This is a genomic window from Salinisphaera sp., assembly GCF_035690525.1.
GTDB lineage: Bacteria > Pseudomonadota > Gammaproteobacteria > Nevskiales > Salinisphaeraceae > Salinisphaera.
Map to the genome: position 1 here is coordinate 14,520 of NZ_DASSKM010000140.1, position 14,820 is coordinate 29,339.

Annotated in this window: 12 protein-coding genes and 2 pseudogenes; 5 read left to right on the forward strand and 9 right to left on the reverse strand. The window is 64.2% G+C overall.

Going from position 1 to position 14,820, the window contains the following annotated elements; translation table 11 throughout:
• Positions 1 to 6: 6 nt before the first annotated feature.
• Genes nuoF through VFJ08_RS10795 form a run of 5 tightly spaced genes read right to left on the reverse strand, consistent with a single transcriptional unit; the run spans position 7 to position 4,720 of the window.
• Positions 7 to 1,326 (reverse strand): NADH-quinone oxidoreductase subunit NuoF, encoded by a 1,320-nt coding sequence (nuoF, locus tag VFJ08_RS10775; RefSeq protein WP_324997211.1) that lies wholly within the window; start codon positions 1,324 to 1,326, stop codon positions 7 to 9.
• Positions 1,327 to 1,342: 16 nt separating this feature from the next.
• Positions 1,343 to 1,813: an NADH-quinone oxidoreductase subunit NuoE gene (gene nuoE, locus VFJ08_RS10780; protein ID WP_324997212.1), complete on the reverse strand. Its 471-nt coding sequence runs from the start codon at positions 1,811 to 1,813 to the stop codon at positions 1,343 to 1,345.
• The gene (gene nuoC, locus VFJ08_RS10785) at positions 1,810 to 3,558 is read right to left on the reverse strand and encodes an NADH-quinone oxidoreductase subunit C/D (protein ID WP_324997213.1); all 1,749 of its coding nucleotides are present in this window, start codon (positions 3,556 to 3,558) and stop codon (positions 1,810 to 1,812) included. Before nuoC ends, nuoE begins: the two co-directional genes overlap by 4 nt.
• Before the next feature lie 11 nt (positions 3,559 to 3,569).
• Entirely contained in the window at positions 3,570 to 4,223 is a 654-nt protein-coding gene (locus VFJ08_RS10790; RefSeq protein ID WP_324997214.1) for an NADH-quinone oxidoreductase subunit B family protein, read from the reverse strand.
• Positions 4,224 to 4,270: 47 nt separating this feature from the next.
• Positions 4,271 to 4,720 carry an NADH-quinone oxidoreductase subunit A gene (locus VFJ08_RS10795; RefSeq protein ID WP_324997215.1) on the reverse strand — a complete coding sequence of 150 codons (450 nt, stop codon included), beginning with the start codon at positions 4,718 to 4,720 and terminating at the stop codon, positions 4,271 to 4,273.
• Positions 4,721 to 5,064: 344 nt separating this feature from the next.
• On the opposite strand from VFJ08_RS10795, the gene VFJ08_RS10800 reads away from it, so the two are divergent.
• Positions 5,065 to 7,005, forward strand: a complete 1,941-nt coding sequence (locus VFJ08_RS10800) for an aconitate hydratase (RefSeq protein ID WP_324997216.1) — start codon at positions 5,065 to 5,067, stop codon at positions 7,003 to 7,005.
• A 222-nt stretch (positions 7,006 to 7,227) separates the two neighbouring features.
• Positions 7,228 to 7,836, forward strand: a complete 609-nt coding sequence (locus VFJ08_RS10805) for a class I SAM-dependent methyltransferase (RefSeq protein WP_324997217.1) — start codon at positions 7,228 to 7,230, stop codon at positions 7,834 to 7,836.
• A 256-nt stretch (positions 7,837 to 8,092) separates the two neighbouring features.
• Here the strand turns inward: VFJ08_RS10805 and VFJ08_RS10810 are convergent, their stop codons facing one another.
• Positions 8,093 to 8,974, reverse strand: coding sequence for a DNA ligase (locus VFJ08_RS10810; RefSeq protein WP_324997218.1), 882 nt, complete (start codon positions 8,972 to 8,974; stop codon positions 8,093 to 8,095).
• Positions 8,975 to 9,089: 115 nt separating this feature from the next.
• Between VFJ08_RS10810 and VFJ08_RS10815 the strand changes: the two genes are divergently transcribed.
• The gene (locus tag VFJ08_RS10815; protein WP_324997219.1) at positions 9,090 to 9,980 is read left to right on the forward strand and encodes a polysaccharide deacetylase family protein; all 891 of its coding nucleotides are present in this window, start codon (positions 9,090 to 9,092) and stop codon (positions 9,978 to 9,980) included.
• 20 nt (positions 9,981 to 10,000) lie between these two features.
• Here VFJ08_RS10815 and VFJ08_RS10820 read toward each other — a convergent pair whose 3' ends face one another.
• From VFJ08_RS10820 to VFJ08_RS10830, 3 genes and pseudogenes are all read right to left on the reverse strand, one after another.
• Positions 10,001 to 12,202, reverse strand: a complete 2,202-nt coding sequence (locus tag VFJ08_RS10820; RefSeq protein WP_324997220.1) for a xanthine dehydrogenase family protein molybdopterin-binding subunit — start codon at positions 12,200 to 12,202, stop codon at positions 10,001 to 10,003.
• A gap of 23 nt (positions 12,203 to 12,225) precedes the next feature.
• The gene (locus VFJ08_RS10825; RefSeq protein ID WP_324997221.1) at positions 12,226 to 13,248 is read right to left on the reverse strand and encodes a xanthine dehydrogenase family protein subunit M; all 1,023 of its coding nucleotides are present in this window, start codon (positions 13,246 to 13,248) and stop codon (positions 12,226 to 12,228) included.
• A gap of 11 nt (positions 13,249 to 13,259) precedes the next feature.
• Positions 13,260 to 13,757: pseudogene (locus VFJ08_RS10830) on the reverse strand ((2Fe-2S)-binding protein); the annotation flags it as partial.
• 229 nt (positions 13,758 to 13,986) lie between these two features.
• On the opposite strand from VFJ08_RS10830, the gene msrB reads away from it, so the two are divergent.
• Both msrB and VFJ08_RS10840 read left to right on the forward strand, forming a co-directional pair.
• The gene (gene msrB, locus VFJ08_RS10835; protein WP_324997223.1) at positions 13,987 to 14,583 is read left to right on the forward strand and encodes a peptide-methionine (R)-S-oxide reductase MsrB; all 597 of its coding nucleotides are present in this window, start codon (positions 13,987 to 13,989) and stop codon (positions 14,581 to 14,583) included.
• Between the two features lie 40 nt (positions 14,584 to 14,623).
• A pseudogene (locus VFJ08_RS10840) lies at positions 14,624 to 14,820 on the forward strand (hypothetical protein); the annotation flags it as partial.

Sequence of the window (14,820 nt, forward strand, 5' to 3'; positions counted from 1 at the left end):
GAAACTCTAGAGGGGGTTCGCGTTCGCCGCTTCGGTCCGCGACAGCCGTTCGGCGTCGTCGGGGATCAGCGCCGCGAGTTCGTCGCGGTAATACTTCAGGCCGGCCTCGAGCGGGCCCATCGCGCCCGGCGCGTGGGCACAAAAGGTCTTGCCCGGCCCGAGCAGCTTGACGTGCAGATCGAGCAGTTCGAGGTCGCCCGGCTGGCCTTTTCCGGCCTCGAGATTGACCAGCATCTTCTCGACCCACGGCAGACCGTCGCGGCAGGGTGTGCACCAGCCGCAGGATTCCTGGGCGTAGAAGTGTTCGAGGTTTTTCAGTACGCCGACGATCGGCGTGTGGTCGTCGAACACGACCATGGTGGCGGTGCCCAGACGGCTGCCGGCCGCGCCGACGCCGTCGTAGTCCATCGGTGTATCGAGGTGATCCGGGGTCAGAAACGGCGTGGAGCCGCCGCCGGGCAGCAGGCCCTTGAGCTTACGGCCGTGGCGGATGCCGCCGAAATGCTCCAGCACGTCGCCGAGCTTCACGCCCAGAGGGAATTCGGCCAGCCCCGGCTTGGCGACATGGCCGGAGGCGCCGAACAGCTTGGTGCCGCCGTCCTTGTTGAGACCCAGGCTCTTGTACCACTCGGCGCCGTTTTTGACGATATGCGGCACGTTGCAGATGGTTTCGACGTTGTTGACCGTGGTCGGCTGGCCGAACAGACCGGAAGCCGCCGGAAACGGCGGTTTGTGGCGCGGCACGGCGCGGCGTCCCTCCAGCGCCGACAGCAGGGCCGATTCCTCGCCGCAGATATAGCGGCCGGCACTCATGTGAATGTACAGCTTCAGGCTGAATCCGGAATCCAAGATGTTGTCGCCGAGATAGCCTTTTTCGTGGGCCTCATCGATCGCCCGCTGCAGGCGCCGCCGGCATTCGGTGTACTCGCCGCGCAAAAACACGTAGGCGATGTCGGCGCCGATCGCATAGGACGAGATGATCATCGCCTCGATCAGCTGATGCGGATCGCCTTCCATGAGCAGCCGGTCCTTGAACGTGCCGGGCTCCATTTCGTCGGCGTTGACCACGAGATAGACATGCGCCGGGCGCTCGTCGGGCTTGTCCTCGAAACGCGGCATGAACGACCATTTCACGCCGGTCGGAAAGCCGGCGCCGCCGCGGCCGCGCAGCCCCGCTTCCTTGATCAGCGGCCCGACTTCGGCCGGGCCGTAATCGGAAAGCGCGGTTTTAAGGGCCTCGTAGCCGCCCAGATCCATGTAGTCGTCGATCCAGACCGGCGAACGGTCGTCGCGGATGCGCTGCGTCAATACCTTGGTCTCGTCCATTGTGTACTCCGCCAGCCTATTTGTATTCGTCGAGTATGGCGTCCACCCGCTCGGGCGTGAGATGACTGTGGTAGTGCTCGCCGACCCGCATGGTCGGGCCCTGGTCGCAGTCGCCTAGGCAGCAGATCGGCAACAGGGTGAAACGGCCGTCCTCGGTGGTCTGGCCGAAATCGATCCCCAGGCTGGATTTCAGATGGTCGCGGACTTGCTCGTAGCCCACGAGATAGCACGAGATCGAATCGCAGAGCATGATCACGTGCCGGCCGACCGGCTGGCGGAAGATCAGGTTGTAGAACGTCGCCACCGCTTCCATTTGGGTCGGGGTGACGTTGACCACCTTGGCCGCGGCCTCGAGCGCCTCGTCGGACACCCAGCCGCGGTGTTCCTGCACGATCTTGAGCGCTTCGATGGTCGCCGCGCCCGGGTCCTCGTAGAGCGACATCTCGTGCTTGATGCCCTCGATTTCGGCTTCGCTGAGTTCAATCATCGGTCGACGTCCGCCATAACGAAATCGATAGAACCGATGATCGCGACCAGGTCCGCGACCAGGCCGCCCTGCGAGATCAGCGGGATCTGCTGCAGATGGGCGAAGCTCGGCGTACGGATACGCGTGCGATAGCTCATCGTGTTCTTGTCGGAGATGGAGTAGTAGCTGTTCAGGCCCTTGGTGGCCTCGATCATGGTCGAGGATTCCATCGCCGGCACGACCGGGCCCCAACTCACCGTGAGGAAGTGCGCGATGAGCGTCTCGATGTCGTGCATCGTGCGCTCCTTGGTCGGCGGCGTGGCCAGCGGGTGATTCGCCTTGTACGGCCCCTCGGGCATGTTGTTCAGGCACTGCTCGATGATGTTCGTGCTCTGGCGCATTTCCTCGATGCGCACCTCGAGCCGGTCCTGGCAGTCGCCGTTGACGCCCAGCGGCACCTCGAATTCGAAGTTCTCGTAGCCGGAATAGGGCCGGGCCTTGCGCAGATCGAAATCCACGCCGGTCGCGCGCAGACCCGGGCCGGTGATGCCCCAGTCGATCGCCTCATCCTGCGAATAGGCGCCGATATGCTTGGAACGTTCGACCACGATTCCGTTGGGCACGATCATGCGTTCGTATTCGTCCAGGCGTGGGCGGAACCAGTCGATGAACTCCTTGACCTTGCGGTCCCAGCCGCGGGGCAGATCGAGCGCCAGCCCGCCGATCCGGAAAAATGCCGGATGCATACGAAAGCCGGTGACGGCTTCGATGACGTCGTAGGCTTTCTGGCGGTCCGAGAACATCCAGAAGATCGGGCTCATGAACCCGATGTCCTGCACATAGGTGCCCAGAAACATGAGATGGCTGGTAATGCGGAAGAACTCCGAGAGCATCACGCGGGCCACTTTCACGCGTTCGGGCACCTCGATGCCGAGCACGTGCTCGATGTTCAGTACATAGGGTAGCTCGTTCATCACGCCGCCCAGATAATCGATCCGGTCGGTATAAGGAATATAGGTGTGCCAGGACTGGCGCTCGGCCATCTTCTCGGCGCCGCGGTGGTGATAGCCGATATCCGGCACCGCGCCGACGATTTCCTCGCCGTCGAGCTGCAGCACGATACGGAACACGCCGTGCACCGACGGGTGGTTCGGGCCCATGTTGAGGAACATGAACTCGTTGTCGTCGGATTCACGCGCCATGCCCCAGTCCTCGGGCCTGAACTGAAGCGCGTCCTCCTCGATGTCCTGGCGCTTGGGGTCGAGATGCAGCGGCTCGAACTCGGTTGCGCGGGCCGAGTGATCCTTGCGCAGGGGATGACCCTGCCAAGTCGGCGGCATGAGAATGCGGCGCAGGTTCGGATGCCCGTCGAAGGTCACGCCGAACATGTCCCAGACCTCGCGCTCGTACCAGTTGGCGTTGGGCCAGATACCGGTCGCGCTCGGCGTGTTCGGGCTGGATTCGGACAGCGCGACCTTGATACGGATCTCGGCGACCGGCGACAGGCAGAGCAGGTGATAGACGACGGTGAAATCGGCTTCGGGCTGGCCGGGCCGGTTGTGGCGCGCGCGCTCGTCGATCGCGGTCAGATCGTAGAGCATGCGGTATGCGGGCGCCGAATCCTGGCGCAGGTACTTCAGAACGTCGAGCACGCGATCGCGGCCGACCCAGAACGTGGGCATGCCGTCGGCCGTGATCTGCGGGATGAGCGTGTGGTCGCCGAACCGCTCGGTCAACTGGCGCTGAATGTCTACCGTATCAAGCATCCGTTGGGCCCTTAGACTTCGTCGGGAGTGCGCAGGGTGGTCGCCGTCAGGCGGTCCGCGCGCTTGCTGTCGCGCTGGGACAGCCTGGGCGCCCTGGTCACGCCTTGCGGGCCGATCATCCACGACAGCGGACGTTTCTCGGTCGTGATCGATTCCTGGAGCAGAAGCAAGCCCTGGAGGAAGGCTTCGGGCCGCGGCGGGCAGCCCGAGACGTAAACGTCGACCGGCAGGAACTTGTCCACGCCCTGAACCACCGAATAGATGTCGTACATGCCGCCGGAATTGGCGCACGAACCCATCGAGATCACCCAGCGCGGTTCCATCATCTGCTCGTACAGGCGCTGGATCACCGGCGCCATCTTCAGAAAACAGGTGCCGGCGATGATCATCACATCCGACTGGCGCGGTGTGGCGCGGATGACCTCGGAGCCGAAGCGGGCCATGTCGTGCGGCGCGGTCAGGGCGGTCGCCATTTCCACATAGCAGCAGGACAGCCCGAAGTTGAAAGGCCACAGCGAGTTCTTGCGGCCCCACGCCACCATATCTTCCAGCTTGGCCGTGACAATGTTGCGGGCCATGGCGTCCTCGACGGTGCCGCCGTGGTCGCCGGGCGTGCCGGAGCCGGGGATCGGGTTTTTATCAGCGCTGGTGAGAGACCAAGACATGGCTCATTACCGTTAAGTCAAAATAGAAGGTCGGTTCGAATCGCGGCCTAGCTTTGTTCGCTCGGCAGGTTGCGGCGTCGATTGGACTCGATCGCGTGCAGCCGGTATTGGCGCGGCGCCTTGGGCGCCCAGTCCAGCGCGCCGATGCGCCATTCGTAGATCAGGCCGAGCGTCAATATGCCGAGGAAGCCGAGAAAGGCCAGATAGCCGGACCAGCCGAGCTGCGGTGCGGCAATGGCCCAGGCAAAGACGAACACCACCTCGAGATCGAACAGCACGAAGATGATCGCCACCAGATAGAACTTGGCGGAGAACCGCATGCGGGCGCCGCCGGTAGGCCTGATGCCCGACTCGTACGGCTCGTTGCCCAGGCGCTCGTTGTGACGGCCGCCGAGCATATAGGACATGCCCAGCATCAGCCCGACCAGGCCGAGAGCGGCCGCCGTGAACAGGATCAGCGGCCAGATGACGACGGCGTGTTGCGCTGCAGGATCCATAACTCGTGTCCATCCTACGCCGCAGCCGGGCATCGCGATGCGGAACCGGCCGGGCAATTCGATGTAGTATACAGGAAAATCGGCCAAGCAGTGAGCGGCCAAAGATTTCCCGTGCCTCGATTGAGCGCGCTCAAAATAGACCAAAAGTCACGCTCATGGCGAGACCTGGGGTTGAAAACCGCATGAAACCGTTGCGGGTAATGAGAACCATTATCGATTGGCGCTAAATCAATGGGTCCGGTCCCAGCGGGCTCGGTGCCGGCAACAGGCGCAAGGGAACGACCGGACTTTGTCAAAGCGATATCGCAAGCTAGAGTGTGGATAACGCACTTATGGAGGCTGACATGGCACAGAACGTCGCCCAGAAACTGATCGAATCGCATTTCGTCGACGGCGAGATGACGCCGGGCAAGGAGGTCGCGCTCAAGATCGACCAGTCCCTGACCCAGGACGCCACCGGCACGCTGGTGATGCTGGAACTCGAGGCCATGGAGCTCGATCGCGTCAAGACCGAACTCTCGGCCCAGTACGTCGATCACAACCTGATTCAGGAAGACAACAAGAACCCCGACGATCACATCTTCCTGCAGTCGGCCTGCGAGCGTTTCGGCGCCTGGTACTCACGGCCCGGCAACGGTGTGTCGCACGCGGTGCATATGGAGCGCTTCGGGCGGCCGGGCAAGACCCTGCTCGGTTCCGACAGCCACACGCCGGCCGCCGGCTCGATGGGCATGCTCGCGATCGGCGCCGGCGGCCTGGAAGTCGCCATGGCGATGGCCGGCGAGCCGTTCCATACCAAGATGCCGAAGGTGTTCGGCGTGAAGCTGACCGGCGAGCTGCCCGACTGGGTCTCGGCCAAGGACGTGATTCTGGAAATGCTGCGCCGCCACGGCGTGTCGGGCGGGGTCGGCAAGATCATCGAGTACTACGGCCCGGGCCTGGATAATCTCGAGGCGATGGATCGCCACGTGATCGCGAACATGGGCGCCGAACTCGGCGCGACGACCACCGTGTTTCCGGCCGACGACGAGATCAAGCGCTTCATGAAATCGCAGGGCCGCGAGGACGAGTACGAGGAACTGCTGGCCGACGACGGCTGCGAATACGACGAGCACGACGAGATCGATCTGTCCGAGCTCGTACCCTTGATCGCCAAGCCGACCTCGCCGGGCAATGTGGTGCCGGTGTCCGAGATCGCCGGCGACGAGCTTTATCAGGCTTATATCGGCTCTTCGGCCAATCCGGGCTATCGCGACTTCGCCATAGCCGCCGAGATGGTGCGCGGCCGGACCGTTTCCAAGTCGGTTTCGTTCGACGTCAATCCTTCCTCGCGCGCCATGCTGCAGACGCTGGCCCGCGACGATCGCCTCGGCCAGTTGATCGCCTCGGGCGCGCGTATCCATCAGGCCGGTTGCAACGGCTGCATCGGCATGGGCCAGGCGCCGGCGTATGGACGCAACAGTCTGCGCACCACGCCGCGCAACTTTCCGGGCCGCTCGGGCACGCCGGAGGATGCGGTATACCTTTGTTCGCCGGAGACCGCGGTCGCCAGTGCTTTGATGGGCGAGATCACCGATCCGCGTACGCTCGAATTCGAATATCCCAAGGTCGGCAATCCGACCGACCCAGTGATCAACGACCACATGCTGGAAGCGCCGCTGCCGATCGAGGAGGCGCGCGAGGTCGAACTGGTCAAGGGCCCGAATATCAAGTCGCTGCCGGACTTCGACGGCATCCCGGACGAATTCGAACTGCCGATTCTGCTCAAGGTCGGCGATGACATCTCCACCGACGAGATCCTGCGCGCCGGCGCCGAGGTGCTGCCGTTCCGCTCCAACATTCCCGAGATCGCGAACTTCGTCTACGACGTGGTCGACGAGGAATATCCCGAGCGCGCCAAGGAGACCGGCGATCACGCCATCGTTGGCGGCTCCAACTACGGCCAGGGCAGCTCGCGCGAGCACGCGGCGATCGCGCCACGTTATCTGGGGCTGCGCGTGGTGATCGCAAAAGACTATGCGCGTATCCACTGGTCGAACCTGGTCAACTTCGGTGTGTTGCCGCTGACGTTCGCCGACGCGGACGCGCTGGACAAGCTCGAGCAGGGCGGCAAACTCAAAATCAGCGGCCTGCACGACGCCCTGGCTTCGAGCGACACCGTGTCGGTGGAAACCGAGGGCGGCGACACCATCGAGTGCAAGCACGCGCTGTCCGAGCGTCAGGTCGAGATCCTGCGCGCGGGCGGTCTGATCAACTGGAAACGCGACCAGGGCGAAGATTCCTAGGAGCTTACTGTTGTAGGAATAAATGGCGCGTCGCAGTCCTTTCGATTTCTGCGGCGCAGGCTCCAGCCCAGACGCCGGATCGTTGCCGGCACTCGGGCCGTATGGTCGAAAGCGGTCCGGCTCGCCGAACAGCGGCGCGCCGTTTTTGTATCCCGCCGCGGATCGGCGTATTCTCCACGCGCTTTCGATCATCCTCGTCAAGCAACCGGGTCATACCACGTCATGGATGAACGTTCCGTCGTTACCGCCTACCGTCGTCTGTCGAGCAGCTACGACCGTTTCTTCGGCCCCGTGTTCGAACAGGGCCGGCAGGTCGCGGTTCATAAGATGGATTGCCAGGCCGGCGATCGCGTGCTCGAGGTCGGGGTCGGCACCGGTCTGTCGTTGACGCACTATCCGGACGGTGTGGAAGTGGTCGGCATCGATGTTTCGCCGGACATGCTCGAGCACGCCCGTCAGCGCGTCAACGGCGATGCCGATCGCATCACCCTGCAGGTGATGGACGGCCAGGCCACCGAATATCCCGACGCCAGCTTCGACAAGGTGGTGGCCATGTATGTGGTTTCGGTGGCCCCGGACCCGAAGAAGCTGGTCGAGGAAATGAAGCGGGTTTGCAAACCGGGCGGCGAGATATTCATCGTCAACCACTTCAGCCAAAAAGGCCCGATGGCCAAGCTGGAGCGCCTGGCCTCGCCGCTATCCAAACTGGTCGGCTTCCGGCCGTCATTCCCGATCGATGACTTTCTGGCCCTGGCCGGTCTCGACGTCATCGAATCGGTACCGGTCAACGCCTTCGGCTACTGGACCTTCATCCACGCACGCAATCACTGAGTCCGCGAGTCGTGAACTGGTGTTTCTTTCAAAACATCGGGACGCGTTTAAAAAGAAGATAGTCCGCAAATAAACGCTAACAGGCGCAAATCTAATACCAGCCTGCAAAAGAATAGACACGAACTCAGGACAAGGCCGCCCGTAAATAAACACGAATAAATGCAAATAATACGTGATGTTGCGCAATTCTGCCTTCCATTAGCGTTTACTTGCGTTTATTTGCGGATAGGTTTCTTGCGGACTCATATTCGCTCTTTCATTCGGTAATCTTCACGTTAACAACCTCCGGCGGCGGGCCGCCCGGGCGGCGGCGTAGAAAACGCGCGAAGCGGGGCAGGCCGGTAGCGGTCTCGCCCTGATAACGGAAAGTGATCCAAGAGCCCACCGGCGGCGGATCGGCGCGTTGCTCGTCGCTAAAGCCGGTGCCGATCGCGAACCTACGGCCATCGACCATTTCGACCTCGATCGAGCCCATCAGCCCTTTGAGCCGGCCGTGGCCGGGGTGGATCGCGATCACCCGGGCCTCGGCGTCCTGATAGGGTTTGACCTTGAGCAGTCCGGCGTGCCGGCCGGGGGTATAGTCGCGGCTGCCGCGATGCAGAACCAAGCCCTCGCCGCCCTTGGCCAGCACTTTTTCGAGCGCGGCGCGCAGCGCCTGGCGGCCGGCGACATGCGATTGGCGGATAGCAACCACCCACGGGTCGTCGATGCGGGCGACGGTGCGGCGAATGGCCGGCACGCGATGGTCGAAGTCCACGTCGAGCCCGGGCAGATCGAATACGCGATAGCTGATGTCGTGCCAACCCGGATCGTTCGGCTCCGCCGTGCGCACCAGCGTCGAAGCCTCCGAGAACCGGCCGTAACCGGCCCAGAGTTCCCCGTCCATCGGCGTATCCGGGAAGTCGGCCGTGAACCAGTCGGGCAGCGCCACCACCGAGCCGCCGCGCGTGAGCATACGCTGGCCGTCCCAATAGCCGCGTACGCCGTCGTACTTCTCCGAAACCCAATAGTCCGATAGATCGACCTGCCCGTGATAGACATCGACCAGTTCCACCGGCGGCGGATGCGCGGCGCGTGCCGTGTGCAAGCCGGCGAGCGTCGCGACCAGCGCCAGCACGGCAACGATGGCATGTTTCATAACCCGTTCCCCCGGACGGACTGTAACGGCTTGGCAAGCGCGGTGTACAGCGCCGGCCCTTGAGGCGGGCGGTCGGCGATAGAATGGTTATCTATCCCGTTAAACCCTGTCATCCATGTCGATAACGCTGCGTCATCATCATCGTTACGCCTATCAGGCCATCGTCGACCGCGAGGACTTCGAATGGCCGGAGGGTAAACGGCTGGCGGTGTACATCGGTCTCAACTTCGAGCATTTCCATTTCGATCAAGGCTACGGCGCGGCCCTCGTGCCCGGGCGCCGGCAGCCGGACGTGCTCAACTACTCCTGGCGCGACTACGGCAACCGCGTCGGCGCCTGGCGCATGCTGGAGATGTTCGAATCGCTAGGCTTTCCGGTCGGTCTGATCGTCAATTCGGCGATCGCGGATTATTGTCCCGAACTGATCGCCGCCTATCGCCAGAAGCTGTCCAGCGAACTGATCGCGCACGGCCGGACCAACAGCGAATCCCAGAACGAATTCGACGAAGAAGGCGAGGCGGCGCTAATCGCGGAATCCCGTGACGTGCTGATCAAGGCTTTCGGCGAGCGGCCGGTGGGCTGGCTCGGTCCCTGGGTGGCCCAGAGCCGCGTCACACCGGATCTGCTGGCCGAGGCCGGTTTTCTCTATCACCTGGACTGGGCGCACGACGATCAGCCGGTGTGGATGGATACCCGGGGCAACGGTGAGATTCTGTCCGTGCCCTATCCGCAGGAAATCAACGATATCCCGACACAAGTGCCGCAATATAGCGATTATCGGGAGTTCGAGGCCCGCATTGTCGATCAGTTCGACGAGATGATGGCGCAGTCGCGGCACCAGTCGCTGGTGATGGGCATCGCGCTGCACCCCTACATCGCCGGCCAGCCGTTTCGCCTGCGGTCACTGCGCCGGGCGCTCACCCGGATCACAGAGCGCCGGCGCGATATCTGGCTGACCACGCCGGGCGCGATCGCCGAACACTACGGCGGGCTGTTCCCGGGTTAGGCCCTGTTGTTGCACACGGCTCACGCCTCGTCCATGAGCTTGTCCAGCGTGATCGGCAGATCGCGTACGCGTTTGCCGGTGGCGTGATAGACCGCGTTGGCGACCGCGGCCTGGAAGCCGGTCACGCCGATCTCGCCGATGCCGCGGGCGCCGAGTTCGTTGAGGGCGTAGTCCGGGTAATCGAGCAGGGTGACGTCGATCTTGGGCGTGTCGGTATGGACCGGCACCAGATACTCGGCATAGTTGTTGTTGACCGGGATCGCGTCGCGCTCGTCGTAGTTGGTGGCCTCGAACAAGGCCGAGCCTAGGCTCAACATGACGGCGCCCTCGACCTGGTTGCGGGCGGTCGCGGCGTTGATGACCTGGCCGACGTCGATGGCGCTGGCCACCCGCGTGACCTTGAGTTCGGCGATGCCCGGGTCCCAGGTAATTTCCACGAAATGCGCGCCGAAGGACTGGAAGGAATATTCGCCTTCCGGCGCGCCGCCGGTCTGGGCGTCGCCGGCCGCGCTGGCCAGCGACTGCGGATTAAGCACCTCGGCCACGGTTGCGCTTTTGCCGTTGCCGTCTTTTAGCGTGCCCGCCGTATAGACCAGATCGTCGATATTGCCGCCGGCGAACGGCCCGCTCGGGTTCACGGCGTAGGTCTTGAGCGTTTCGATCGCCTCTCGGGCGGCCGCGGCCACCGCCGGCAGGGCGCTCGCGGTGGCCCAGGAGCCGCCCGAGATCGGCCCGCGGGGGAACGATGAATCGCCCAGCCGGGCCTCGATTTTGTCCAGCGGCAGGCCGAGCTCGCCGGCCGCGGTCTGGGCGACGATGGTGTAGGTGCCGGTGCCGATGTCCTGGCTGGCGCAGTGGACTTGCGCGGTCCCGTCGGCGCGCAGCGCCACCCGGGCGCTGGCCGGCATGCGCATGGCGGGCCAGTTGCAGGAGGCCATGCCCCAGCCGATGATTTGGTCGCCCTCGCGCATCGCGCCGATCTCCGGATTGCGCCTGGACCAGCCGAAGGCTTCGGCGGCGGTATCAAACGCTTCCAGCAGATGAATGCTGGAAAAGGGCAGGCCGGCCGCGCTGTCGTAGTCGGTATAGTTTAGGCGCCGGAATTCGACCGGATCCATCCCGATCACCTCGGCCATTTCGTCCATCGCGGACTCCAGCGCGAACAGGCCGACGCCGGCGCCGGGCGCGCGCATATGGGTCGGCGTGCCCTGGTTGGCCGCCGCGGTGGCGTGGGTCATGCGTACGTTGTCGCACCCGTACAGGCTGATCGAGGCGCTGCCGCACGTCTCCGGAAAGATGTTGATCATCGATGTGGCGCTGACCGTGTCGTGGGCCAGCGAGACCAGTTTGCCGTTGTCATCGGTGGCCAGGCGCAGGTGTTGGCGCGTCTGCGCACGGTGGCCGGTGGTGGTGAACATCTGCTGGCGCGGCACCATCATCTGCACCGGCCGGCCGAGCTCGCGCGCCGCGCCGCAGGTGGCGACGCTGTGCGGCCAGATCCACAGCTTGCCGCCGAAGCCCGAGCCGATGAACTCGGCGTGTACCTCGACCTTGCCGGGTTCCAGATCGAAGATCTTGGCGAGCGCGTTGCGGGCGAAGACCACGCCTTGGGCGGACTCGTAGACGACCAGCCGGCCGTCGTCGGCCCAGCGCGCGGTGGTGGCGTGCATCTCCATCGGGTTGTGGGTTTCGACCGGCGTAGTGTAGGTGGCGTCGATCTTGTGCGGCGCGGCCTCGAACGCCGCGTCGGCGTCGCCGCGGGTATGGCTGTCGGCGGGCACGGTGCCATTCGTCTCGATCGCTTGGTCGAGGTTGGCGGCCGTGGTCTCGGCGTCGTAGTCGACCCGAACCTTATAGGCCGCCGCGCGCGCTTGTTCAAAGGTCTCCGCCACCACCAGGGCGACGAACTGCCCGGCGTAGTACACCCTGTTATCCTCGAAAGGCACCCTCGTTTCGTCGACCATGTCTTCCTGGGCGAAGGTCGCCGGCGAGCGGTACAGCTTCGGGAAGTTGTCGTGATGGAAGATCTCGATCACGCCGGGCGAGCGCCTGGCTTCGGCGAGATCGAGATCCACGATGGTGCCGCTGGCGATATGGCTGTAGACGCCGTAGGCGTGGGCCACGCCTTCCGGAAAATGGTCGGCGGCGTAGGCCGCGCGGCCGGTGAGTTTGTCCGGTCCGTCGACGCGGGGCGCGGCGGCGCCGATGATCTGTTCGCTCATGATGCGGCTCCCTAGTTCTGGCCCTAGTTCTGGCCTTGGTCGCGGCCCTGATCCTGGTTTTGAGCCCGGGCGGTGGCGTCGCGCAGGCTGCGCACCACCGCCTTGCGGCCGAGCGGAATCTTGAAGGCGTTGTCCTTGTAGGGCGTGGCCCCTTGCATGGCGATGGCCGCGGCTTTTTCGAACGATTCGAGCGTGGCCGGCTGGCCGATCAGGGCGTTTTCGGCCTCTTGGGCGCGCCAGGGCTTGGTGGCGACCCCGCCCATGGCGATGCGCGCCGCAGCGATGGTGTCGCCGTCGAGCGCCACGATCGCGGCCGACGAGGCCAGGGCGAACTGGTACGACGAGCGGTCGCGCAGCTTGATATAGGCGGCGTGGCCGCCCTTGATCGGCGCGTCCAGGGTGACGTGGGTGATCAACTCGTCGCCTTCGAGATCGTGCTCGATATGCGGCGTATCGCCCGGCAGCCGATGAAAATCGAGAAAATCGATCGCGCGCTCGCCGCTCGACCCGCGCACATGGACAGTCGCGCCGATGGCGGCCATGGCCACGCACATATCCGACGGATGGGTGGCGATGCACGCCTCGCTGGTGCCCAGCACCGCGTGTACGCTGCGGTTGTCGCCGCCGATCGCCGCGCAGCCGGAACCGGGCTCGCGCTTGTTGCAGGCCGATACGCCGTTACGGAAATAAGGGCAACGCACGCGCTGCATGACGTTGCCGGCGGTGGTCGCGCGGTTGCGCAGTTGGCGCGAGGCGCCCTGCAGCAGGGCTTGGGAGAGTACGCTGTAGTCGTGTTCGACCCGCGGGTGATAGGCGAGCGCGGTGTTGCGCACCATGGCGCCGATCTTCAGGCGGCCGTCGTCGAGCACCTCGATCCCGTTCAGCGGCAGGCGGTTGACGTCGACGATCCGGTCCGGCTGCATGACATCGAGTTTGACCAGATCGATCAGCGTCGTGCCGCCGGCGACATAGGCCGATGCCTGGCCGCCATGAGCGCTGATCGCGCTGTCCACATTGTCGGCGCGGCTGTAGTCGAATTCTCGCATCGGGCTATGCCTTAACGCGCGTTGCGCGTCTGCTGAATGGCGGAGAGGATGTTTTGATAGGCGCCGCACCGGCAGATATTGCCGCTCATCGCCTCGCTGACATCCGTGTCGCGGGTGCCGACGTTGTCGTTGTCCAGCAGCTCGGCCGCCGACATCAACTGGCCGGGCGTGCAATAGCCGCACTGGTAGGCGTCGTGTTCCCAGAACGCCTGTTGCAAGGGATGCAGGTGCTGCGTGTCCGCCGCCAGTCCTTCGACGGTGGTGATTTCGTCGCCGTCGTGCATGACCGCCAGGGCCAGACAGGAATTGACCGCTTGGCCGTTGACCAGCACCGTGCAAGCGCCGCACTGGCCGTGGTCGCAGCCTTTCTTGGTGCCGGTGAGCCGCAGCCGGTTGCGCAGTGCATCCAGCAGCACGACGTTCGGCGGCAGATCCAGTTGCCGGAGTTGCCCATTGATATGCAAGGACACCCTCATCTGGGCGGGCGCGTTGGTCGAGTCCATGGGCGGTCTCCCTAACGGAAATGATAGATCGGGTTGTGAAGCGCCACGGCTATATCCGGATCATACCGTCGCCTTCCTCCTCACTACAGGTGGTGCTTGACCCAGCGCAATAAGGGAAATCACGGTGCTTCGCGAGTCGGGCCGCAAACGCCGTTTTATCATCCGTACCAGAAGCGCCCGCATCGCAGCCGGCCTGTATTGCGTATTGTATTTACAAGCTTGCAGGAGTAACGACATGAACGAGCACATCGACCATCCGAGGCGGCGTTTTCTCGTCGGCGGTTTGGCGGTGGCCGGCACCGGCCTGATCGCCGGGCTTGTGCGTGGGTTGCCGGCCAGGGCCGCGGACGAGGCGCCGGCCCGGCCGAGCGGCCCGGTGACGATTGTGGCCTTCGACAACCACGGCAAGCGGCTCGGCGAGCGCACGGTCAAGCGTGTGGTCAAGACGCCGGCCCAATGGAAGGCCCAGCTCACGCCCGCGCAGTATCATATCCTGCGCGAGCACGGCACCGAGAGCCCGTTCTCCGGCAAGTATGTCGACAAACCGAAACAGGCCGGCATCTATCGCTGTCAGGGCTGTGGCACCGCGCTCTACGATTCGGCGACCCAGTTTCATTCCGGCACCGGCTGGCCGAGTTTTTACCAGCCGATCGCGGCCGAAAACGTGACCGAACACACCGATCGCAGTTTCGGCATGACCCGGACCGAAATCGCCTGTACGCGCTGTGCCGGCCATCTCGGCCACAAATTCCACGACGGCCCCGAACCCACCGGCCTGCGCTATTGCATGGATTCGGTGGCCCTGAGCTTCGTGCCCACCGGCGCGGCGTAAGGCATCGCCGCCCGGGCGCACTACATCAACGGAGGTTGATATGTCCGTTCGATTGAAAGGATCCACCCTATTCGCCGGTCTGGGCGCGGCTAGCGCGCTGGCGCTGGGCGTCGCGTTGCTGGATGCGCCGGCGCGTTCGGCCGATACGGTCTACGGCACCGCCGTGCCGGCGGCCGAGGCGCATTTGGCGCACGCCGGCGGTCGGAGCGCCCAGGCGGTACTTGCCGGCGGTTGCTT